This is a genomic window from Psychrobacter sp. NPDC078409 (assembly GCF_050268505.1).
Taxonomy (GTDB): Bacteria; Pseudomonadota; Gammaproteobacteria; order Pseudomonadales; family Moraxellaceae; genus Psychrobacter.
The window spans coordinates 271180-293616 of sequence record NZ_JBNNGW010000001.1 but is presented as its reverse complement, the minus strand read 5'-3'; the positions used below and the strand labels follow the sequence as shown (position 1 = coordinate 293616).

The 22437-nt window shown below is 42.2% G+C and carries 15 protein-coding genes; 3 read left to right on the top strand and 12 right to left on the bottom strand.

Features of this window, described 5'->3' with window-relative positions:
* Nucleotides 1-14: 14 nt before the first annotated feature.
* The 7 genes from ACQKC9_RS00990 to ACQKC9_RS00960 all read right to left on the bottom strand — a co-directional run bounded on the left by ACQKC9_RS00990 (nucleotide 15) and on the right by ACQKC9_RS00960 (nucleotide 12193).
* Complete coding sequence (locus ACQKC9_RS00990) at nucleotides 15-1799, bottom strand: acyl-CoA dehydrogenase C-terminal domain-containing protein (protein ID WP_102092994.1); 1785 nt, start codon at nucleotides 1797-1799, stop codon at nucleotides 15-17.
* Between the two features lie 347 nt (nucleotides 1800-2146).
* Nucleotides 2147-3940 (bottom strand): acyl-CoA dehydrogenase C-terminal domain-containing protein, encoded by a 1794-nt coding sequence (locus ACQKC9_RS00985; RefSeq protein ID WP_427620170.1) that lies wholly within the window; start codon nucleotides 3938-3940, stop codon nucleotides 2147-2149.
* Between the two features lie 608 nt (nucleotides 3941-4548).
* Entirely contained in the window at nucleotides 4549-6261 is a 1713-nt protein-coding gene (locus tag ACQKC9_RS00980; protein ID WP_427620169.1) for a putative bifunctional diguanylate cyclase/phosphodiesterase, read from the bottom strand.
* A 173-nt stretch (nucleotides 6262-6434) separates the two neighbouring features.
* On the bottom strand, nucleotides 6435-7331 hold the full coding sequence (locus ACQKC9_RS00975) for a 16S rRNA (uracil(1498)-N(3))-methyltransferase (RefSeq protein ID WP_427620168.1): 897 nt from the start codon (nucleotides 7329-7331) through the stop codon (nucleotides 6435-6437).
* 300 nt (nucleotides 7332-7631) lie between these two features.
* Nucleotides 7632-8480, bottom strand: a complete 849-nt coding sequence (gene metF / locus ACQKC9_RS00970; RefSeq protein WP_427620167.1) for a methylenetetrahydrofolate reductase [NAD(P)H] — start codon at nucleotides 8478-8480, stop codon at nucleotides 7632-7634.
* 13 nt (nucleotides 8481-8493) lie between these two features.
* Nucleotides 8494-9918 carry an adenosylhomocysteinase gene (ahcY, locus tag ACQKC9_RS00965; protein WP_101204984.1) on the bottom strand — a complete coding sequence of 475 codons (1425 nt, stop codon included), beginning with the start codon at nucleotides 9916-9918 and terminating at the stop codon, nucleotides 8494-8496.
* A 352-nt stretch (nucleotides 9919-10270) separates the two neighbouring features.
* The gene (locus ACQKC9_RS00960; RefSeq protein ID WP_427620166.1) at nucleotides 10271-12193 is read right to left on the bottom strand and encodes a TonB-dependent receptor plug domain-containing protein; all 1923 of its coding nucleotides are present in this window, start codon (nucleotides 12191-12193) and stop codon (nucleotides 10271-10273) included.
* Between the two features lie 498 nt (nucleotides 12194-12691).
* Here ACQKC9_RS00960 and ACQKC9_RS00955 point away from each other — a divergent pair, with 498 nt between their 5' ends.
* Complete coding sequence (locus ACQKC9_RS00955) at nucleotides 12692-14605, top strand: mechanosensitive ion channel family protein (RefSeq protein ID WP_427620455.1); 1914 nt, start codon at nucleotides 12692-12694, stop codon at nucleotides 14603-14605.
* 60 nt (nucleotides 14606-14665) lie between these two features.
* Here ACQKC9_RS00955 and ACQKC9_RS00950 read toward each other — a convergent pair whose 3' ends face one another.
* From ACQKC9_RS00950 to ACQKC9_RS00930, 5 genes are all read right to left on the bottom strand, one after another.
* The gene (locus ACQKC9_RS00950) at nucleotides 14666-15298 is read right to left on the bottom strand and encodes a DNA-3-methyladenine glycosylase family protein (protein WP_427620165.1); all 633 of its coding nucleotides are present in this window, start codon (nucleotides 15296-15298) and stop codon (nucleotides 14666-14668) included.
* 207 nt (nucleotides 15299-15505) lie between these two features.
* Complete coding sequence (locus tag ACQKC9_RS00945) at nucleotides 15506-16237, bottom strand: Smr/MutS family protein (protein ID WP_427620164.1); 732 nt, start codon at nucleotides 16235-16237, stop codon at nucleotides 15506-15508.
* A gap of 108 nt (nucleotides 16238-16345) precedes the next feature.
* Entirely contained in the window at nucleotides 16346-17215 is an 870-nt protein-coding gene (trpC, locus tag ACQKC9_RS00940; protein ID WP_427620163.1) for an indole-3-glycerol phosphate synthase TrpC, read from the bottom strand.
* Nucleotides 17216-17385: 170 nt separating this feature from the next.
* Nucleotides 17386-18507 carry an anthranilate phosphoribosyltransferase gene (gene trpD / locus ACQKC9_RS00935; RefSeq protein ID WP_427620162.1) on the bottom strand — a complete coding sequence of 374 codons (1122 nt, stop codon included), beginning with the start codon at nucleotides 18505-18507 and terminating at the stop codon, nucleotides 17386-17388.
* 96 nt (nucleotides 18508-18603) lie between these two features.
* Nucleotides 18604-19227 (bottom strand): anthranilate synthase component II, encoded by a 624-nt coding sequence (locus tag ACQKC9_RS00930; RefSeq protein WP_427620161.1) that lies wholly within the window; start codon nucleotides 19225-19227, stop codon nucleotides 18604-18606.
* Between the two features lie 827 nt (nucleotides 19228-20054).
* On the opposite strand from ACQKC9_RS00930, the gene glnA reads away from it, so the two are divergent.
* Together glnA and ACQKC9_RS00920 are read left to right on the top strand one after the other, a co-directional pair.
* On the top strand, nucleotides 20055-21464 hold the full coding sequence (gene glnA, locus ACQKC9_RS00925) for a type I glutamate--ammonia ligase (RefSeq protein WP_347163102.1): 1410 nt from the start codon (nucleotides 20055-20057) through the stop codon (nucleotides 21462-21464).
* 214 nt (nucleotides 21465-21678) lie between these two features.
* Entirely contained in the window at nucleotides 21679-22422 is a 744-nt protein-coding gene (locus tag ACQKC9_RS00920; RefSeq protein ID WP_427620160.1) for a DUF4124 domain-containing protein, read from the top strand.
* Nucleotides 22423-22437 lie beyond the last annotated feature (15 nt).

Below are 22437 nucleotides of genomic sequence, written 5' to 3'. Positions count from 1 at the left end.
GTTTTAAAGCTAACTTAGCTTGCAGGAACGTCGAAATAGGCAAGATCAAAGTTCATCATTGGGTCACTACCAGCTTTGACCATTTGTGCATGAGCATCGATACGTGGTAAGACACGACCGACGAAATAGTCAGCAAGCTTGGCTTTATTGGTATAAAACTCGCCTTCTTTGCCATTAGCGGCTTCTACCATCAACGCAAACATGTACGAGTAGGCGAGGTAGCCAAACGCATGCATGTAGTCAACCGCACAGCCATTGATTTCGTTTTTGCGTTCGCCGATATTGTTAAGCACAGTGGTGGTTAGCTCTTCGATGGTATCTGCTGCATTTAACGTAGCTTGTTTGATAGCGTGGTCTGCTTGCATGTTGTTAACAAAGTCACGAATCTCACCTAAGAAATGAGTGACGTACTTGCCGTTGTTACGAGCAACTTTACGACCTAACAAGTCAAGCGCTTGAATACCGTTAGTGCCTTCATAAATCTGCGCAATACGGGTATCACGAACGATCTGCTCCATACCCCATTCGCGGATATAGCCATGACCACCAAAGACTTGCTGACAATCAACAGTTGCTTCTAGTGCTTTATCAGTCAGGAACGCTTTAGCAACCGGTGTCAGTAGGGCAACACGCGCTGCCGCCGCTTTGGCTGACTCAGGATCGGTACTAAACTTCTCTTCATCAAGATTTTTGGCAACGTACATCGCAAAACAGCGCGACGCTTCAGTATTTACTTTAGCATTCAATAGCATACGACGGACGTCAGCATGATGAATAATAGCATCAGCAGGTTTTTCTGGGCTTTGTAGCTGGGTATCGCTACGGCCTTGACCGCGGTCATTGGCATATAACGCTGCATTTTGATAGGCAAGCTCAGAACCACCAAGGCCTTGCAAGCCCATAGTGACACGCTCGTAGTTCATCATGATGAACATTGATGATAGACCAGTGTTTTCCGCGCCAACCATCCAGCCTTTAGCGTTATCAAAGTTCATGACACAAGTCGCAGAGGCTTTGATACCCATTTTGTGTTCGATAGAACCGACAGCTAACGTATTGCGCTCGCCTAAGCTACCATCTGCATTGACCAAGAATTTTGGTACGACAAATAGTGAGATACCTTTTGAACCTTCTGGTGCATTAGGTGTTTTTGCCAATACCAAATGAATGATATTGTCAGTAAGGTCATGCTCACCACCAGTGATAAAGATTTTGGTACCAGAAATATCATAGCTACCATCATCATTAGGCACGGCTTTGGTTTTGATAATACCCAAATCAGTACCAGCATGCGGCTCTGTCAAGCACATAGTGCCCGCCCATTCGCCGTTGTACATTTTTTCTAGATAAGTTTGCTTTTGCTCTTCAGAGCCAGCTGCATTTAAACAAAGCGTCGCACCGACTGTTAGGTTTGGATATAGGGCAAATGATTGGTTGGCAGTGAAAACCATCTCTTCGGTGAGCATGGTAACCATTTTAGGGAAGCCCTGACCGCCGTATTCAGCATTACCGCTTAAGCCAACCCAGCCTGATTCAGCATATTGCTTATAGGCTTCTTTAAATCCTGTCGGAGTCGTGACGACGCCATCGCCTTCGAAAGTTGCGCCTTCTTCATCACCGCTACGGTTAATAGGTAGTAGAATGTTTTTTGACAGTTTTCCCATTTCTTCTAAAATCATATCGACAGTTTCCATGTCGACATGAGCCAAGTTTTCGTTGTTTTGCCAAAACTCTGGCGCCTTGAATACGTCATTCAAGATAAAGCGCATGTCATTAAGAGGGGCATTATAAACAGCCATAAACATTCCTTTGGTTCAAATAATTAAAATTGAAGTTGTTAAGATTATCAACTGTTCTCTTGGTATAACCTTAGCGATTAATAATCAAAGTTTAACAAATAAGCTTGTGAGCGAGTGTATTTCTTCGTGAATTGTGCGTACACCAAAAGTTAGCAGCGGCTATTGAAGTGCTTATATACATCTTGCTGATAACTAGAATGTGAGAAGGTAGACAGGTCGGTGCTTATAGATAGTTGCTATGGTTAAAACTATGTTGATAGTTGTCATAAGCATACGCAAAACAAAGCGGCAACATACCGAAGTATATTGCCGCTCAGATTATACGATTGCGAAGTTTGGCGCTTTAATTAAAAGGCAAACTGATCAACGTCCATGCTCATATATGGCTCTACACCAGTGCTGATACGCTGTACGTGCGTAGTAGTACGTGGCAATAGCTTAGCAAAGTAGAACTGAGCCGTTTTAACTTTAGCGTCATAGAATGCTTTTTCGCCAGTACCGTTTGCGATAGCAGTCTGAGCAACCAGTGCCATACGCGCCCATAAGTAAGCTAGGGTCACATAACCACTGAAATACATATAGTCTACTGCAGCGCCGCCGACAGCGTCTGGCGTTTCAGTTGCTTGCATACCGATGCGTGCAGTCAAATCGCCCCATTCTTTAAGATGCTTGGCAAGTGGGCGGATAAACTGACCCATCTCGTCATTTTCTTTGTTTTCTTCACAGAATTCTTGGATAACGTTTACAAAGTTCGCAAGTAGCTTACCTTGTGAACCCAAGACTTTACGACCTAGTAAGTCAAGCGCTTGAATCTCTGTGGTACCTTCGTATAAGCAAGAAATGCGCGTATCACGTACGTTCTGCTCCATACCCCATTCGCTAACGAAACCATGACCACCATAAATCTGAATACCATGGTTAGCAGCTTCTAGACCTGTTTCAGTCAAGAACGCTTTAGCAATTGGTGTCAGTAGTGACAACATTTGATCAGCAAACTTCAACTCTTCGCCTTCGCCTTTTGCAACGGTATCTGCAAAGTGTGAGAGATAATAAACTAGCGCACGACCACCTTCAGCAAAGGCTTTTTCAGTCAATAGCATGTTACGAACAGCTGGATGTACGATGATAGGGTCAGCCGCTTTTTCTGGTGCTTTCGTACCTGATAGTGAACGCATTGCTAAGCGGTCTTTTGCATAAGTCAATGAACCTTGGAATGCATACTCTGCCGCAGTCAAACCTTGCACGGCAGTACCGATACGTGCCACGTTCATAAAGGTGAACATGCACTGTAGGCCGCGGTTTTCAGGTCCAATCAAGTAACCTGTTGCACCATCGAAATTCATGACACAAGTTGCAGAGGCTTTGATACCCATTTTGTGTTCGATAGAGCCACAAACGACATTGTTGCTTTCGCCAACGCTACCATCTGCGTTTACTGTCATTTTAGGAACGATAAATAGTGAGATACCTTTAGTACCAGCAGGTGCGCCTGGTAGACGAGCCAATACAATGTGGATAATGTTACCGGTTAGGTCATGCTCACCAGCTGAGATGAAAATCTTTTGACCAGTGATGCTATAGCTACCATCTTCTTTAGGCTCAGCTTTGGTACGGATAATACCCAAGTCAGAACCCGCATGAGCTTCAGTAAGACACATAGTGCCTGACCATTCGCCAGTGACCATTTTCTCTAAATAAGTTTGTTTTTGCTCATCAGTACCATGATGCTCGATGGTTTGAATAGCACCATGTGATAGGCCAGGGTACATAGAGAATGACCAGTTAGCCGTACCAACCATTTCATTGATGACAGTAGATAATGAGAACGGCATGTTTTGACCACCGAAATCTTCTTCAGCAGATAAAGCAGGGAAGCCAAGCTCACAATACGCGTCATAAGCTTCTTTAAAGCCTTTTGGCGTGGTGACTTTACCATTGTCAAACTTACAGCCTTCAGCATCACCGCTTTGGTTCAATGGTGACAGTTCGTTTTCAGCAAAGCTTGCAGCCATTTCAAATAGGCTGTCCATTAGCTCGCGGTCAGCTTCTTGGAACGCAGGCAAAGTTTTGTAGTGGCTTTCACTATCGAGTAGTTCATGCATAACGAATTGGATATCACGTAAGGGCGCTTTGTATTGCATAACTTCCTGTCCTTTTTGTAATGTAACCGAGTATAGCCAATAATGAGCATATGGTCGCACTATCCTCTAGTGCGTTATTCTTACCTAGCCAGTCTGGAAATCTAAATAAATGATAAACAGTAAAGCAGGTCAACCATGCTATCGATTACATAAAATAGTGTTAAAAAGAGTGGTGATTGTCAGAGTCAAAGAAAGATTAAATGTGCTCTAACAAATTCACTATAAAAGATAGGCTTTCATAGGTGATTATACAAGTTTGGTGACAGGACTGATAAGTCATGAACCTATCTTGCATCGGTTATGCAATCGACGTTAGGCGCTAGGAAGCAGCAGCATTAAGCATATGAAAACTCTAACGTTACTAAGACAGATAATCCTTTATATGATTATTATTAACATGAAAAAACGACAGCCAAAAAAATAGCGTTCGCCATAAAGACAAACGCATCGGTATAAATTACAACACTATTTGGTAGAACCGAGCATGTAAATTATTTCACAGATATAAACGTGATAAACATTAAACATGCTCGTATGCTAGGAGTCTGAACATAGTAGCTTATGGTTAATAAGTTATAAGTTATAAGTTATAGCGAATAGCTTAGCGTTTACTCAGAAGCATTTTGTTTAATCAACATCGCAGTGGCGACATCAGCAGCCACGGGTTTGCTAAACCAATAGCCCTGACCAATTTGGCAACCCATATCTAATAACACATCGCGCTGCTGCTCAGTTTCGATACCTTCAGCAACGACCTGCATATCTAAAGCGACTGCTAAGTCTAAAATGGCTTTTACAATCGCGTGCTGGGTACGATCGGTTTCAATATTGGAGATAAAGCTCTTATCAATCTTGATAAAATCAAATGGGTATTCTTGCAAGTAGCTCAATGATGCATAACCAGTACCGAAATCATCGAGCGCTAGACGTACGCCAAGCTCTCTGAGCGAGTTAAGCTGTTTTTTTACATTGTCATGACGCTGAATCAAAGACGACTCGGTCACTTCGATATGCAACTGATGGGCAGCAACGTCATTCTCTGTCAGTAGTGTGCTGACCATATCAAAGAAGTCAGGGTGGCTAAATTCTGCGGCATCAGCGTTGATACAGACGTGTTGATGAAACCCTTGCTGTTGCCAAACGGAGAGTTGTTTGACGATTTTAATAGCCAGTTGCGAAAATAAATCAAAGGAGAGCTTGTGCGCGATAATGGCATTAATGAAATGAACAGGTTTGAGCAATCCGCGAGTAGGGTGTTGCCAACGTACCAATGCTTCAAAACCTGTGATAGCCCCAGTTTCTAATGAGAACTTTGGCTGATAATAAGGAACGAATTGACCTTCAGTGGTAGCCGTTCTAAGCTCAGACTCTAATTCTAAGCTACCAGCGGTGGCGCTTTCAATAGTCTCATCGTACCAGCGAATATCATCGCCACCGTGCTGCTTGACATAGTCCAATGCTTTTTCTGCTTTGGTCAATAAACCGGTTACTTCGTTATCATCTTTTGGAAAACAGCTGACACCCACAGAAATATGGTAATAGATATTTGCATCTGTCGCATGGCTCTTATCAGTAGAGAAGGGGCGTTCACACATTTGCATAAGTGTGTCTAATTGATGACGTACCATATTGGCATCTTTAACCTCAAACAGTAGCGCAAAATCATCACCACCAAAGTGAGAAAAAGAGCGTAAATTATGCAGCTTGAGCTTCTCGACTTCTTCTACAAAGTTTTTTATTAAGTCATTGGCACCATCAGGCCCTAGTAGGCTGGCAAGATTACGATAGCGATCAATGTTTAAGCGTACAAGGACAACCTCTTGGTAACTATCCAATAGCATGTCACTTGTCTGACTTAAAAATACCTTACGGTTAGGAAGCCCCGTAAGCTGATCATAGTTGAGTAAATGCGCGACCTGTTTTTGGTCTTTGATAACGGATGACATGTCACGTAACATACCCACATGGTAGGCTGTTTGCTCGACATAAATCTTGCGATAAGTGACATGACAATCAATAGGTTCGCCATAACGATTGATCATCGAAAAATCAAGTTCGTAAAATCCATGACTGTCTAGGTTTTTACTGATGTCTTTTAAGATCAGCTGCTCTGCTTCTGATAAAAACTCAGCAGCATAAATACCAAGTGGCCGACCAACCAAGAACTCTTCTTTGTAGCCAATCATAAGCTCATAACTGGCATTGACCGCTAAATAACGTAAATTATCATCTAATACAAATATGGCGTCTTCAAGCTGTTCACATAGCGTACTCATCAACTGCTGCTTGATTGATACTGGAATAGTGTCAAAATTGCTCATAATAGTGGCTCACAAAAGATAAGGGCTTATAAAAATAAGAACCGTATTATCAATTTATTAATATTGAGTTAGCATCGCGTTTTACTGTGTACGATACAGAACAGACTTTATTTTGGACTATAAGCATAAAAGATAAAAACTACGATAGTCATACTAATACTTATCAGTTTTTACTAGGTGCTTAAGGCATGTAAAGTAGCTAACGCTACCACTGGTGCAGTCTCGGTACGCAAGACTCTTGTGCCGATCTGCCAAGGCTCAAATCCAACACTCTCTGCCTGCTGACATTCATCGTGACTCAGACCACCCTCAGGCCCGATCAACAGTTTGATATAAGGGGTCTGTTGTTTAAGAATATCAGATAGAGCGCTAGGCGTGGCAGGTTGTCCTGCTGCTGGTACACTCATTTGCATACATAGATCTGCAGCGTTTGCTAATACTTGATAGTAAGAATCATGACTAAGCACAGAAACGATAGAACTGACGGCCATTTGCGCCTTTGTATCGTCAGTAGCCGTAGCCTCAGTAGTCTTATCGTCAGAATTGGTATTGCTTAGCCATTCATTGATAGATTGTGGCGCAAGAATGAGGGGCGGACGATTAAGACCGCATTGTTCACAAGCTGCAATCGCTACTTGTTGCCAATGTGCCAGTTTCTTTTCAACTTGGGCTGGTTTTAATGTGACTTCACCGTGGTGGCTGCTGAGCAACTGAATGGCAGTCACTCCAAGCTCAGTTGCTTTTTGAATAGCATAATCCATACGCTCACCGCGGCTCATTACCAAACCAATCTGAGTGATAGTAGGCGGCGTACGATCGTCGTCTATATGTGTAAGCAAAGTAGCAGTGGCATTTTTTTTACTGATTGCCTGTAGCTCTACTGTATATTCGCCGCCAAATCCATCGAACAAAATCCCTTGATCACCAATATTGGCTCGTAGTACACGGCACCAGTGATGGACAACACTATCGGGTAATTCGATATTGCTACCTAGCGGTAACTCACCCAATTTAGGTAGTGGTGAGGCATCAGCATTGTCGTTGTTAACGGCATAAAAAAAACGTCGCACGTGGTCTTATTCCTATTATTTGATTGAGTATAGTTATTATTAGATCTATAGAATATCACTTGAGACAATTAATGACATTTGTTTTATGAGAATTTTTCTTAATAAAGAAAATTATTTTTAGAGCAGCATTATTACACAGTGAAGAAATTTTTAAAAATCAAATAAGATAAAGTGTATGAATAAAACGGTAAAGGGTTATTGGTCAAAATTTTGACAATAAAAAACTGGCGCTCCTAGAAACGCCAGTCATTAATAATGTATTCAAGAATGATTAAAGGATATTATAGAATGCTTAAGTGCTTAAGCAGTCAATCCCAAAGCTTCTACTAAGCGTTTGTTTGGCTCGACTTTATTCATGCTATAAAAGTGCATGGCAGGTACGCCCTCGGCAATCAAGCGTTCACACAAGCGATAAACCACATCAAAGCCAAATTCACGAATGGCCTTACGATCATCACCAAAATCCGTCAACTGCTTACGTACATAGCGCGGAATATCGGCGCCACAGCTATCAGCAAAACGCAAGAGATTGCTTGAATTGGTAATTGGCATGATACCAGCGACCAAAGGCTGAGCTACCGTGTCAATACCGCGTTTCTCTAACTTATCACGCAAGTACAGATAGCTGTCAGCGTTGTAGAAAAACTGGGTAATCGACGCATTGGCACCAGCTTGGTATTTATTTACCAGATTATCGATATCAAACTCAAAGCTACGCGCTTGTGGGTGCATTTCAGGATAGGAGGCCACTTCGATATGGAAGTGATCACCTGAATGCTCACGAATGTACTTTACCAAATCTACCGCAAATGGTAGTTCACCCATGCCCACCTGACCTGATGGCAAGTCGCCGCGTAGCGCTACTAAACGTCTAATACCTAAAGTCTTATAATACTCGAGCAATTCAGCGATTTCACTTTTATCATCGCCAATACAAGACATGTGCGGCGCGATTTCAGTGGTACCACGCACACTTAGTGCCTGTACGATATCTAAGGTGCGGCTACGGGTTGAACCGCCCGCACCATAAGTTACCGAAAAATAAGCTGGTGACAACTTATTAAGCTCATCATAAGTGCTGAGAAGCTTTTCGTGACCTTGCTCGGTCTTTGCAGGAAAGAACTCAAAGGAGAAAGCAGGCTTACTCACAGTCAGGCTCCTTTTAGTATTTATAAGCGTCAGGCTTGAATGGACCTTCAACTGGCACACCCAAATATTCAGCTTGCTTTTGGGTCAGCTTAGTTAGCGTACCGTTAAAGCCTGCAACCATCGCAGCAGCTACTTCTTCGTCTAACTTTTTAGGCAATACTTTTACGTATAGGTTGTCAGTACGTTGGTCAGCTGGCAGGTCAGCGAATTTTTCTTCGAACAGATACATTTGAGCTAATACTTGGTTGGCAAATGAGCCGTCCATCACGCGTGATGGGTGACCAGTTGCGTTACCTAGGTTTACTAGGCGACCTTCAGCAAGCAAGATCAAATAATCGTTCTCATCGTCTGAACGGAAGATTTGATGCACTTGTGGCTTGATCTCAACCCAGCGCCAGTTATCACGCATGAATTGTGTGTCGATTTCGGTGTCAAAGTGACCAATGTTACATACCACAGCACCAGGCTTAAGGGCTGCTAGCATATGACGGTCACAAACGTGGTAGTTACCAGTCGTGGTGACGATCATATCAGTATCTTCAAGCAAGCGCTTGTTGATGCTGGCTGCACCGCCCGTGTTGTCACCGTCGATGTATGGTGATAATACTTCAAAACCGTCCATACATGCCTGCATAGCACAGATAGGGTCAACTTCTGAAACACGTACGATCATGCCTTCTTGACGTAAGCTTTGTGTAGAGCCTTTACCTACATCGCCATAACCGATAACTAAAGCGCGGCGACCAGCAAGGAACATATCGGTAGCGCGTTTGATAGCATCGTTTAAGCTATGACGGCAGCCATATTTATTATCATTTTTAGACTTGGTAACCGCATCGTTGACGTTGATGGCTGGTACTTTAAGTGTACCTTTACCAAGCATCTCAACCAAGCGATGAACGCCAGTAGTGGTTTCTTCTGAGATACCATGGATGTTATCAAGCAGCTCTGCATAATCATTGTGAATCAAAGCAGTCAAATCACCGCCATCATCCAAGATTAAGTTAGCATCCCAAAGTTGGCCTGACGCTTCGCCGCCAACATGTACTTGCTGACGTAGGCACCATTCATACTCTTCTTCTGTTTCGCCTTTCCAAGCATAAACAGAGATACCAGCAGCAGCGATAGCCGCAGCAGCATGGTCTTGAGTTGAGAAGATGTTACATGATGTCCAGCGTACTTCAGCACCTAGCGCGACTAGTGTCTCGATAAGTACGGCAGTCTGAATGGTCATGTGGATACAGCCAGCGATTTTCGCGCCTTTAAGCGGCTGGTCTGCTTCGTAGCGGCGACGCAAGCCCATTAGGGCAGGCATTTCGGCTTCAGCAAGGGTGATTTCACGGCGGCCGTAATCAGCAAGGCTGATATCAGCGACTTTATAGTCAGTGAAAGAGGGGTCGATCGTATGGGCAGATGGTGTAGTAGACACTGCGTCCATAATATGCTCCTATCAGTGGTTAACGAATGATAAAAAGAATAAAAACGCAGGTGCCGTTGTTTGCGCTGTGAGCGACCAAAAACATGGTCTTTCGACAGTTAACCGAGCCTAACATAACCTGTGATTGCATAACTTTAGAATGTTAATGCAGTAAATCACTGTTATGGCGCAACACCTCTCGGAGGTCGTTATTGTAATAGATGAGTGGTTAATTGTCACCTATTGACTGAGATAAATGATAAGCAATCATGGCATAAGCACCTGTATGTTTTTCATAGGTATAAAAAAAGGCCACCTGTAGATGACCTTTTATATTTAAACAACCGCTAGAGTTTTATAGTGCTAAGTCAGCTTAGTACCAGTTGTAAGTTAGAGAGGTAAAGTAGTTAGTGCCGTCAGTGCTGTATTCTGTGCCGAACTGATTAGATAACGTGTAATCTTCGTCAGTGATATTGTCAACGCGCAAATTAGCACGAAGATTAGGTGTAATGTAAACAGAGCCACTTAAGTTTAGTAAGGTGTAATCATCTAACTTAGTTGTATTTGCAGCGTCGGAAAATCTTTCGTCGGTATACTTAGCTTCTAATCGTACATCAAACTTTGGCTGTTGATAGCCTACATAAATTGAACCGCTATTTTTAGGGCGGTAAACGAGGTAATTACCATAAGTAGGCTCACCAAATGCAGGTTTTATAGGGTTTCTATCTTCTGCGTCTAAATAATTATATCCAAAGCCAAATAAGAAAGAATTGATTTGCCAATCTGACGTTAAACTTAAGCCTTTGATCTTTGCTTCTCCGATATTTTCCCCAGATGCTATTAAGTTTTCTGCATCAGTATGGTAACCAGTAAGTCGTGATAGCTGATTATCAGTGACATACTCCACGAAGATTTCGGTGTTCTTAGTGGTTTCAGGTTTTAAGTTTGGGTTTTCATAGCCTGGGAAGTATAGATCGTTAAACGTAGGAGCACGAAACCCTGTGGCATAACTTGTACCAATACGTACACCCTTCAACGGACGTATAGCAGCACCTATATTGTAGGTGCTTTCATTGCCATATTGGGAATTATCATCAACACGGTAATTAGCTTGCAAGTCGTAATACGTGTCGGCTAATTGGTAGCCGATAAAAGCACTTTTTATAGTGCGGCTATCGACATCGTATTCAGTAGTAGAGTCTATCTTTTGCTTTAGGTGTTCAAGTCCCAAAATCGCATGACCATCACCTGCTTTAATTTGGCTCTCTAAACGTGCATGGTCTTGCTCAGTATCAAAAACAGTGCTGTTATTTAAATCATTACCATCTTCATAAGTAGAGATTTCATCGATACTACGACCATAGCTTAGCTTAGTAGTAGCAAGATCGTTAGTATGTTCAATAAATGCTGTTGCTGAACCATTTTTCTGATCACTATGAGCATCAGGATGTACAGCTCCAGTTGTCCAATCAGCAAAACCATCAAATTCAGACATTGATTTGTTGTATAAAGCGCTTAGACCTGCTTTTACATTAGGTGCGATTTTTTTTGTCACAGCAAGGCTTGCGGAAGTCATATTAAATCCATCGTCATCTGGATTGAAATTGCTTCCAGTTTCGACAGCATTGAAACCATCAGTATCAGTATGACTAATGCCTAAGCTAAGCGTTGTATCTTGATTGGTAAATTGACCATTTACTCCCAAGTTATAGAGGTTGTGAGACCCTGCTCCCGCCGTGACTGAAACGTTGTTTTGCTCGATGTTAGAGCCTTTGGTAAATATTTGAATGACACCGCCCATAGCGTCAGAGCCATATATACTAGAGCCTGATGCACCATATAGTATTTCGATACGGTCAATTTGATCAGCAGAAAGTAAGTTTAATGCTGGCGTGCCTAAAGAAATAGAACTATAGCGGATGCCATCAATAAGTACAAGTATCTGCTTGCTATCGTAACCGCGCATGTAAAAGTTACTAACACTTCCCATACCACCACTTTGAGTAATGTTGATGCCCGGTTGATTCTTTAATACATCTGTTACGGTTTGACCTTGATAACGTTGTAACTCTTCCTTATTAATTACTCGTGTTTGCGCAATTACATTACTTGTCTTAGTAGGTGTACGAGTGGCTGTCACGACAATTTCATCAAGCTCAACTTGTGGTAGGTTACTATCGTTGATGGAAGTATTTTCAGAGGTAGCTGCCATTGCGGTATTTACTGCAAGTAAGCCAAGCGCGCTCAAAATACTTAAACGAAGATAGGTACGTGAAGATGCACGTGATACAGACATAGTCGATTCCAAAGTAATCAAGTTAAAGATGCAGAAATGAGAGGTAACTATTATGACGTAAAATGGGTCAAAAGTTACAAAAAACAGTATATAAGCAAAACTGCGCTCATTATCTACAAATCGTTCTGCTTTATAAACTACTTTAACCTAATGTTTATTCAGGTTAGGCTGAATACTACTCATGTTAGCTTGCTAATAGTCTATTAAAAATGACTTTACTTAGATATTCTATGAGAATTTATACCACTGTATAAGAGAAGCCTATCCTTAAAAATACCTACTATATTAGAAGTGCACATAGAGTAAGAAACCAAATACCAATACAGTTAGCTACAAAATTGCGTAATCAAAAGCACTGCTGTTATAAATAATTGTTACTATAGTATGGACGCCACCTGTCATTTATCATGCCATTTTTAAACTAAGAGGTTTGTTTTGTCTATCAAGCATAATCTGACTCCCAGTCCTTCGCCTAATTTATTCTCTGCTATTACTAAGATGCCTTTTATAGTCGCAATGCTATTACTGACTATGCTGTTAAGTATCGCCTTGCCAAATAATGCTTATGCTGTGGAGGCTAGTGCGCTTGGAGTGGGTAATGACAGTAGTGGAGAGACAGTAAGTACGCCATTACCTGATTCATTTGGCCGAGATACACCGCGTCATACGGTACAAGGGTTTATCAGTGCGCTGGGTGAAAATGATTATTTACTGGCAAGTAATTATCTCAACTTATCTAAGTCCGATAACCCAACGACCGTTGTGCGTCAGTTCAAACAAGCACTGGATGCAGGAGGGCGTTTTCAGCCGGATCTACAGATTAGTAACTCACCTGAGGGTAATCTAACTGACCAACTGCCACCTAGCCAAGAAAACGTCGGTGTGATTAATATCGGCGAGCGAAGTGTTCCGTTACTACTTGAAAGGGTGGTCTCAAAACAGAATGAACAATATTGGCAATTCTCTAGCGATACGCTGACCTCAGTACCAGAAGTGATAGAAAATACTGAGCCGACTTTGGTCTCGCGTTATACGGTTGATTCTTTAGATGGCAAAAAGCTTTTCGGTTATCAACTAGCTGATTTGGTCGCCGCGCTCACCATGATTGTGACCAGCTTTGTACTTACTTATGTCGCGGTATGGTTACTGTACCACTTATTAAGGATTGTCTATCCGTATTTGCGTGGTACACCATTGCCGTTACCTGATAAGGTAATATTGCCACTTTCTGTGGTCATTATGGCATTGATACTATCCGAGGTGATGGTTTATGCAGGGGTTTCGGTGACCCTGCGTGAGCCGGTCAATCGCTTTACGGATATTGCTTCTTGGTTGGCGCTGACTTGGCTACTATTACGAGTGATCGATGCGATATTTACCCGAGCGGTAAATCTAAGCTACAAGAAAAACTATACTGAGCGAGTCTCAATTTTGGGACTGCTGCGTAAAGTCGTCAAAGCGCTATTGCTGATATTTGCAGTGATTGTCATTTTTGGCAATTTGGGTTTTGATTTGACTACTGGTATTGCGGCACTGGGTGTGGGTGGTTTGGCATTGGCCCTTGGTGCGCAAAAGACCATCGAAAACTTAGTTGGTAGTGTTGTAGTGGTGGCAGACTCACCTGTACGTATCGGTGATTACTGTAAATTCGGTACTTACGAAGGCACAGTTATTGATATTGGTATTCGCTCATCGCGCGTACGGACCTTGTCGCGGACGATTGTTACGGTACCAAACGGTGATTTTTCATCGATGCAGATCGAAAACTTTACCTCTCGGGATATGTTTCGTTTTTTCCATTACTTATATATTAAGCGTACCGCTGATCTTGACGTAATATTCAAAATGGTTAATGACTTGGATGAATTTATAAAAGAGCATGATTTGACCAATCAAGAATGGAATCAGGTCAATATTTTGGAGCTGCGCCAAGATTGCTATGTTATTCAGTTGCAAGCTTATGTGAATGCTATTGGTATCATTGAGTTCTATGACAAACAAAACGCTTTGTTTGTAGATATATTAAAGAAAGTCGCGAAATATAAAGTAGAACATGCATTGCCGACTCAGCAGTTGATTGTTAATCAAACGGAGCTTGAACATCATGTGGGAAGTAGCACTGATGAATCATCAGAAGGTAGCTCAGAGAATAATAGCGATACAAATAATTATGAAACAAACGTTGGCATAGATAATGGTGACGGTGTTGATATCACTAAAAATGTTGATGCTACTAAAGACGAAGACAATAGCAATGCTAACGATGCACCAAATCAGCATAATCCATCTCTGGCAACCGTAAGTCGAAGTGGGGCGCTCAAAGCACTAAAACATAAAAGTCGTATGCTAAGAAAAAGCAAATTTAAGCATACCAAAAGAAAGATTGGCTTTTCTATATGGAATCAGCCTTAAAAGAGACTTTTTTATCCCGAATGGCGTTTAGTAATATTAGTGCTATTTCTGCTCAATTAGCTATAAAGGTACTGCGGTTTTATCACGTAATGAGCCGTAGTACGACCAAAGCAATAGACTGGCAGCACTACGATAAGGTGACCAGTGCTGAGTTAAGTCTTTAAGCTGCTTAGGGGTTGGGCGCTCTGCTAAGCCTAATAACTCCATGGCTGCAACTTTAATGGCCAAATCATCGACAGCGAGTACGTCTGCACGTTTTAGCGAAAATAGTAAATACATCTCAGCTGTCCAACGTCCAATCCCTGTCACAGCTGTCAAGGTTGTTATGGCTTCTTCATTTGATAAGGTTTCTAAGGCTGCAAAGTCTATATCGTGATCCACTAAGGAGCGCACATAACGAGTTTTTTGCTTAGACAATCCTTGCGTCTTCAAACTATCGTCTGTCGCTTCACGTATCACTTGCGGGGTGATCAACTCTGCATCAACCAACCGTTTCCAAATACTGGCAGCGGCGGCAACTGATAACTGCTGACCTACCATCGCTCTCATCAACTGCTCAAACCCACCTGCGTTATGCCTAAGGTTAGGTGTGCCGACCTGCTTATGGATAGGAGCAAACCTTGGTTCAATGACAATCAGTGCAGCAATTTGCTGTTCTAGTTCGTTGGTGTTTTCAATAGTCTGTATGCTCATAGTGATTTCGCTTTGCTAATTAGAAGGTGCTCAAGTCAATATATTAATGCAGAATGAGAAGCTAACATTAAATGGAATGTACATTAAAGAGAGCGTTCATTGAAGAAAACATCGTTATAGTCCATGTCTGAACTATGAATGATTGATAAAAAAAGGACTGCAAATCAGCAGTCCTTTTTATATAGTACCGTATCACTAACAATAGACCTATTCGCCATCTGCTTTAGGTTTTTTAAGTAGTACTAGTACAGCACCGTTACCACCATCTTTTGGTGGAGCAGAGCAAAAAGCTAATACTTCTGGCAATTGACGTAACCAGCCGTTAATACAAGTTTTTAGAATCGCTTCGCTACCTTTACCATGGACGATTTTTACCATAGTTTCGTTTTTCTGCTTGGCTTGGCTCAATAGTTGAGTCATTGCTTCACGTGCTTCTTCTATCGTACAGCCATGGATATCTACCGCATCATACCAACGCAGCTTGCCTTTTTTGAGCTGATCAAAGATTTTATTTTGCAGTGTTGGTTGCTTATAAGACAAATAAGCTTCAGCAGCTACTGGGTTTAGTAGTGCTTGCATATCTGACAAGCCTGCACCTAAATCACTGGCTTCACTACCTTGAGCCGCAGCACGTTTTGATAGTGTCGCTGCATCAGGTTTACCTGCTCTAGCTGCGCTGGCAGGTGAGCGGACATTTTTATCTTCTAACTGATTGACACCGTGCATGGCTTGCATAAATAGAACTTTATCGTCATCGATATGTTCACTATCTAGCTGCTTAACCGTCTTTTTTACTTGCTTTTGAGTCGGTAGCGACACCGGCTCAGTTGGCTTTTGATTCTCACCTTCAGGTGAATTGATATCACGGCCTTTGCTCAGCTGGCCTTTGAGTTCTTTAAGCTGGTCTTGCATTTCTTTTGAAAACAGAGAGTTTGACATAAAAGTTAACGTATCGTTGATTGATGAATGGTTGATTGAACAATGTCTATAGCACAGACATTGTTCAAGCTATCGAGCATTTATTGAAGCATAAATTATTGAGTTACTTTACCCGTCTGCTGCGACGCCCGCAAGTAAGGATTGTAACGCTTGCCCTGGATGATCAGTTTTCATAAATTGCTCACCGATTAGAAAGTGCTGAATCTCATTATTTAACATGAGACGAATATCATCACTGCTATGAATACCACTTTCGGTCACGATAAGTGGTTTTTGCTCAGCACTATCAGTAGCAAGTGCGTCGTTTAAAATATTCTTAAGATCAAGCGTGTTTTGCAGGTCAACATCGAAGGTATTTAAATCACGGTTATTGATACCGTAGATATTGTGTACTGAACGTGGCAATTGTAGCGCACGTTCAAGCTCAGACTGGGTATGTACTTCTATCAATACGTCCATACCAAGCTCAATACTGAGTGCATGTAGCTCTTGTACTTGGGCATCATCTAAGCAAGCCATAATGAGTAGGATGCAGTCAGCGCCCATTAGGTAGGATTGATAAATTTGATAGACATCAATCATAAAGTCTTTACGTAATATCGGTAGACTTGAGGTATTAGCCGCCTGAATAAGGTAGCTGGCATCACCCTGAAAGTAATCACGGTCGGTCAATACAGACAGACAACTAGCACCCGCTTGCTCATACTGCTGCGCAAATAGAGCAGGGGTAAAGTTATGATTGATAATGCCTTTAGACGGTGAGGCTTTTTTAATCTCAGCAATGATACCGATACCATTTTCTTTAGTGCCAGCAGCACGTAATGCCGCGGCAAAACCTCGACGCGGTTTATCATCAGCTGCGACCTGTGCTTTCAAGTCCTCTAGAGACAATGCTTCGCGAGCGGCTTTTACTTCTTCTACTTTGGTGGCGACAATGCGCTGTAGCACTGACGGTATGTCTGAATGGATTGTGGTCATACTGGTATCCGAATATCGTTAAATGTAAATATAGTCAGAGAACTATTAGTAACTACTAAATGGCTACGGCGTTTCCCTTCCTAGATGTACGACTTGTACAATCTGCGGTCGGCTGCCTGTTATCCTTTTTAAATTTCTCTGACTATAGACAATATATGAGTGTTTATAAGTTAACCTTGAGCGACTAGCTGCTGGGTATAGTTGGCTAAAGACTCAAGTTTAAGTAAAGCATCGCCATTTTGAATAATTTTTTGTGCTCGGCTAACACCATTAGGGTAGTTGTTTGCAAGTCCTGCGGTATATATCGCAGCACCTGCATTTAGCGCAATCATATCACGTGCTTTAAGTACGGCACGGTCATGAGTGTCGGCTCCAGATAGCGCAGCACGAATCAACTCAAGGCTTTGTGCTGGAGAGTCGACATCGAGGCCAATAAGAGTTTGGGATTCGATACCCGCATCTTCTGGCATCATGTCATAAACAGATATCTCACCATCTTTTAGCTCAGCGACTGTGGTCGAAGTCGCAAGACTAATTTCATCAAGACCATCTTTTGCGCCTACTACCATGACATGACGTGCGCCTAAGTTTTTCATCACCTTAGCAATCGGCTCACATAACTGCGCGGTAAACACACCGATGACTAAATTTGGCGTGCCAGCAGGGTTGGTCAATGGGCCCAAAATATTAAAGATAGTACGTGCCTTTAGCTCACGGCGTACAGGGTTGGCATAACGCATGGCGCTGTGATGATTGGGCGCAAATAAAAACCCAATACCTTGGTTTTCGATACAGTCTTTTGCTTGCTCTGGAGTGAGCGCAAGACTGATACCTGCTTGCTCAAGTAAGTCTGAGCTACCAGATTTGGTCGAGACGCCGCGATTGCCATGTTTAGCAACTTGTGCACCAGCCGCCGCAACAACCAATGCCGATGCAGTCGAGACATTGAACAGATTAGCTCCATCGCCGCCAGTACCAACGATATCTACCAAGTAATCACAGTCCTTTGGTTCAATGTTGGCGGCTAGTGCACGCATGGCGCTGGCTGATGCAGTAATCTCGTCGATGGATTCGCCTTTCATGCGTAAGCCTGTCAAGATAGCGCCCATCATAGCGTCGCTACATCTACCTTGCATGATAATCAGCATCACTTGATACATCTCATCAAAGGTTAAGTCAATGTGTTGAAATATTCTGCCCAAAGCTGTGGTTAAAAGTTGATGTGTTTGTTCATCAGACAATTTTGCAATACTCTCTGGCGTGTGCGTTTCTTCTATTTTTGTCGTACTCATTGTAGTCTCACTTACTATTGTTTTTTATATGAATCTGTGTGAAATTTGGCATAGGTTATGAAAGCGGTATTTTTACCGACGTGATTTTAGTCAAACCTAGCCAACTTGTGGTAGCTCATCGGATGTCAGAGTAGCCAAGCCATGAGTCTGTAAAAAGTTATTGAGCAATTGATAACCTGCTTCGCTCAATATCGACTCAGGATGGAACTGGACGCCTTCTACAGCCAGCTCCTTATGGCGAATACCCATGATTTCCTCAATACTACCATCAGCATTCTGTGTCCATGCGGTGAGCTCAAGGCAGTCTGGCAAGCTTGTCTTATCAATGACGAGCGAATGATAACGCGTAACCTGTGACGGGTTGGGTAATCCAGCAAACACACCTTGCTCGTTGTGATAGATAGCTGATAAGCGGCCATGCATGACTTCGCCAGCTTTGACCACTTGACCGCCGAAGGCTTGACCGATAGCTTGATGACCCAAGCAAATACCCAGTATAGGAATAATACCTTTAAATGTCTCAATGGCTTGCAGCGAAATACCCGCACGGTCAGGATCGCACGGACCTGGGCCAATCACAATGACATCAGGTGCGAGGGTTATAATCTGCTCAATGCTGACCTGATCATTACGCCAGACAGTGATGTCCTGCTTTAGCTCACCGAAGTACTGTACGATATTGTACGTAAAGCTATCGTAATTATCGATCATCAAAATCATTAAGGCTTCAACTTATCAGTTTTATTATATTTTTAACATAAAATTGGTTCTCACTGTTATCGAGTCACTTGATTGCCGGACATAAGCAGCTCTGACTATAACAGAGGGGGTTATTGCGCGCGGTTATCTTACCACTATTTTGTTTTCTATCAAATGTAGGGTATAGGCTATCTAAGTAAGCACCAAGTAAAAACATATTTTTTATGATTATGTCGATAGCGAGGATAGTTTGATCAAGGGTAATGTTATGAATGCAGCTATTAGCATTGCACTATAAAATAGCATTTCAATAATAAATATATTTGTATTTGCACCAATTTAGTGCTTTTAGTTCTCAACTGGTGCTCTGATTAAGTGCTATTCTAAAACTGAACTAGATGAGAATTAATTAACACCCAATGATGTTAAGTGTATAAATCACTGTAATTGTTAGTAATTATATTTCTATTTAGTTGCATCTGGAGTTGGAGTGTCAATACATTGGCATAACCTTTGCATTATTGCTGTTATGATTTTTTTAAAGCCAAAAAACTGGTCTAAAAATAATTATTAACAAGAGCCCGAAGAGTTCAGCATTATGAGTTGTATATTGCTAGAATGTCGTTAGGATTGAATTGGCGTATGTTAGACCATGTGCACAAATATTGGTCTGATTGAGTAAACGCTTTAGATGAGCATCTTGACTAATACGCAAAATAGTGCTGATAATAAGCATAATATCGAATGCGCTGTTTTAGTATTGAGAGCACATCTGACATTCTTGGACAAGAACATCATATTAATAATTTTAAATCGCAATTACGTGATCAACACAACGGAGACTATTCATGTCGAATAAACTATTAGATCTTATCCAATCCTCTAACGCTAAATGGGTTGATTTTCGCTTTACTGATACACGCGGCAAAGAGCAGCACATCAGCTTCCCAGCTTCTACCATCGACGAAGATGTGATGGAAGATGGCAAGATGTTTGATGGCTCATCAATCGCTGGTTGGAAAGGTATCGAAGCGTCAGATATGATCTTGCGTCCTGATCCAGAAACTGCTTTTGTTGACCCGTTCTTTGACGCGGTGACTGTGGTAGTGACATGCGATATCATCGAGCCATCAACGCTACAAGGTTATGACCGTGACCCACGCTCTATCGCACGCCGCGCTGAAGAGTATTTAAAGTCTACTGGTATCGGTGATACTGCTTACTTTGGTCCTGAGCCTGAGTTCTTTGTATTTGACGATGTTAAATGGTCAGTTGATATGTCTGGCGTTAGTCATAAAATCACAGCTGAAGAAGCAGCTTGGTCGACTAACGAGACTTATGAGTGGGGCAACATGGCGCATCGCCCACGTGTGAAAGGCGGTTATTTCCCAGTACCGCCAATCGATAGCTCACATGATATGCGTGCTGTTATGTGTGAGCGCATCGAAGAGATCGTTGGTGAAGGCCGCGTTGAAGTTCATCACCACGAAGTTGCTTCTTGCCAGTCTGAAATTGGTGTTGCATTCAACACGATGGTACGTAAAGCGGATGAAGTTCAGCAATTAAAATATGTTGTTCATAACGTTGCGCATCAGTTTGGTAAAACAGCTACCTTTATGCCTAAGCCAATCGTTGGTGATAACGGTTCAGGTATGCACGTACATATGTCAATCTCAAAAGACGGCGTAAACACATTCTCTGGTGATGAGTATGCTGGTCTGTCTGAAACAGCATTGTACTTCATCGGCGGTATCATCAAGCATGCTCGTGCGTTGAATGCGATTACTAACCCATCAACGAACAGCTATAAGCGCCTAGTGCCTCATTATGAAGCGCCTATCAAGCTTGCTTATTCAGCGTCTAACCGTTCAGCATCTATCCGTATTCCACACGTAAGCAGCCCGAAAGCGGTACGTGTAGAAGCACGTTTCCCTGATCCAACGGCTAACCCATACCTAGCGTTTGCTGCATTGCTGATGGCCGGCCTTGACGGTATCCAAAACAAAACGCATCCAGGTGAAGCTGCTGATAAAAACTTGTATGACTTGCCACCAGAAGAAGAAGCACAAATCCCAACGGTTGCAGAGAGCTTAGATGTTGCATTGCAAGCACTGCGTGATGATCATGACTTCTTATTAAAAGGCGATGTCTTCACTGAAGACATGCTAGAAGCGTTTATCGCTTTGAAAGAAGAAGAAGTACAACGTCTGAACGTGACTGTACATCCTGTTGAATTTGACATGTACTACAGCTGCTAATTAGTCGCTAAAGCGCTCAGTTATAGCGCTCAGTTATTTTGAGTCAAAAAACCAGCTAAGTTATTCTTAGCTGGTTTTTTTATATGTATTAATAAAACATAACCGTCCAGTTGTCGAATTTTCTTTGAAATCGCTGCTGATTTCATGTCAAAACTCACGCATAATAGTTCTATAAAATTATATTAATAGTAGACATTACTTAGGTTGATGGATTATGACTTTATTAGCAAAACCGAGTTTCTTAAAGGATAAGATTAGAGTTGGGCTATGGACTACGGTTGCTCTCGCTAGTCTTTGTACATCTCTCACAAATGCTGCGTCTATTTATAAAGTGGTCGATGAGCAAACTGGTCAAGTCACCTTTACTGACCGTCCACAGGATTATGAGCAGCAAGCTGGCAAACAAGTCAGTCAGATGGCTATCACGACAGGTAATGAGACGAGCAGGTCAACTAGTCTGAATACAACAACCAATCCTAATACAAGTCGCCAATCATCAAATGCGTCGCAGACAGCGACTACTACTGAGTCGCCTGCGATAAATACTAAGGTGACCACGCTAGTAAACTATCAATTAGTAATTACTGAACCTAGCGAAGAGAGAGCCTATCGTCGTCCAGTACAGAATATCGATGTCAATGTACAGATTCAGCCTGCGTTACAGGCAGGTGATAGTGCCAGTATTTATTTTGATGACAAAGAGGTTGCACGAGGTTTGAGTGCGTCTATTGCTACTGTTGATATTTTGCCAGGCGCTCATACAATCAAGGCGGTTGTACAAAGCGAAACTGGCCAAACACTTGAGCAAATCACACGTACCGTATATGTGATTCAAAATACAACCACATTGCAAGACAACAAAAGAAAGGCAGCGCAGTTGTTGGCTTATCAAAAGCTAGCTTGGTATCAAAAATTGATGCTAAAGCTGCGTCAACAGGAAGTTGCTCAGTTACAATGATGGTCTCAATAATGA

What these genes read in the sequence shown, in the direction of transcription:
- ACQKC9_RS00990 (WP_102092994.1), bottom strand. Translation starts at nt 1,799, where the DNA reads ATGGCTGTTTATAATGCCCCTCTTAATGACATGCGCTTTATCTTGAAT.
- ACQKC9_RS00985 (WP_427620170.1), bottom strand. Translation starts at nt 3,940, where the DNA reads ATGCAATACAAAGCGCCCTTACGTGATATCCAATTCGTTATGCATGAA.
- ACQKC9_RS00980 (WP_427620169.1), bottom strand. Translation starts at nt 6,261, where the DNA reads ATGAGCAATTTTGACACTATTCCAGTATCAATCAAGCAGCAGTTGATG.
- ahcY (WP_101204984.1), bottom strand. Translation starts at nt 9,918, where the DNA reads ATGGACGCAGTGTCTACTACACCATCTGCCCATACGATCGACCCCTCT.
- ACQKC9_RS00960 (WP_427620166.1), bottom strand. Translation starts at nt 12,193, where the DNA reads ATGTCTGTATCACGTGCATCTTCACGTACCTATCTTCGTTTAAGTATT.
- ACQKC9_RS00955 (WP_427620455.1), top strand. Translation starts at nt 12,692, where the DNA reads ATGCCTTTTATAGTCGCAATGCTATTACTGACTATGCTGTTAAGTATC.
- ACQKC9_RS00950 (WP_427620165.1), bottom strand. Translation starts at nt 15,298, where the DNA reads ATGAGCATACAGACTATTGAAAACACCAACGAACTAGAACAGCAAATT.
- ACQKC9_RS00945 (WP_427620164.1), bottom strand. Translation starts at nt 16,237, where the DNA reads ATGTCAAACTCTCTGTTTTCAAAAGAAATGCAAGACCAGCTTAAAGAA.
- trpC (WP_427620163.1), bottom strand. Translation starts at nt 17,215, where the DNA reads ATGACCACAATCCATTCAGACATACCGTCAGTGCTACAGCGCATTGTC.
- trpD (WP_427620162.1), bottom strand. Translation starts at nt 18,507, where the DNA reads ATGAGTACGACAAAAATAGAAGAAACGCACACGCCAGAGAGTATTGCA.
- ACQKC9_RS00930 (WP_427620161.1), bottom strand. Translation starts at nt 19,227, where the DNA reads ATGATTTTGATGATCGATAATTACGATAGCTTTACGTACAATATCGTA.
- glnA (WP_347163102.1), top strand. Translation starts at nt 20,055, where the DNA reads ATGTCGAATAAACTATTAGATCTTATCCAATCCTCTAACGCTAAATGG.
- ACQKC9_RS00920 (WP_427620160.1), top strand. Translation starts at nt 21,679, where the DNA reads ATGACTTTATTAGCAAAACCGAGTTTCTTAAAGGATAAGATTAGAGTT.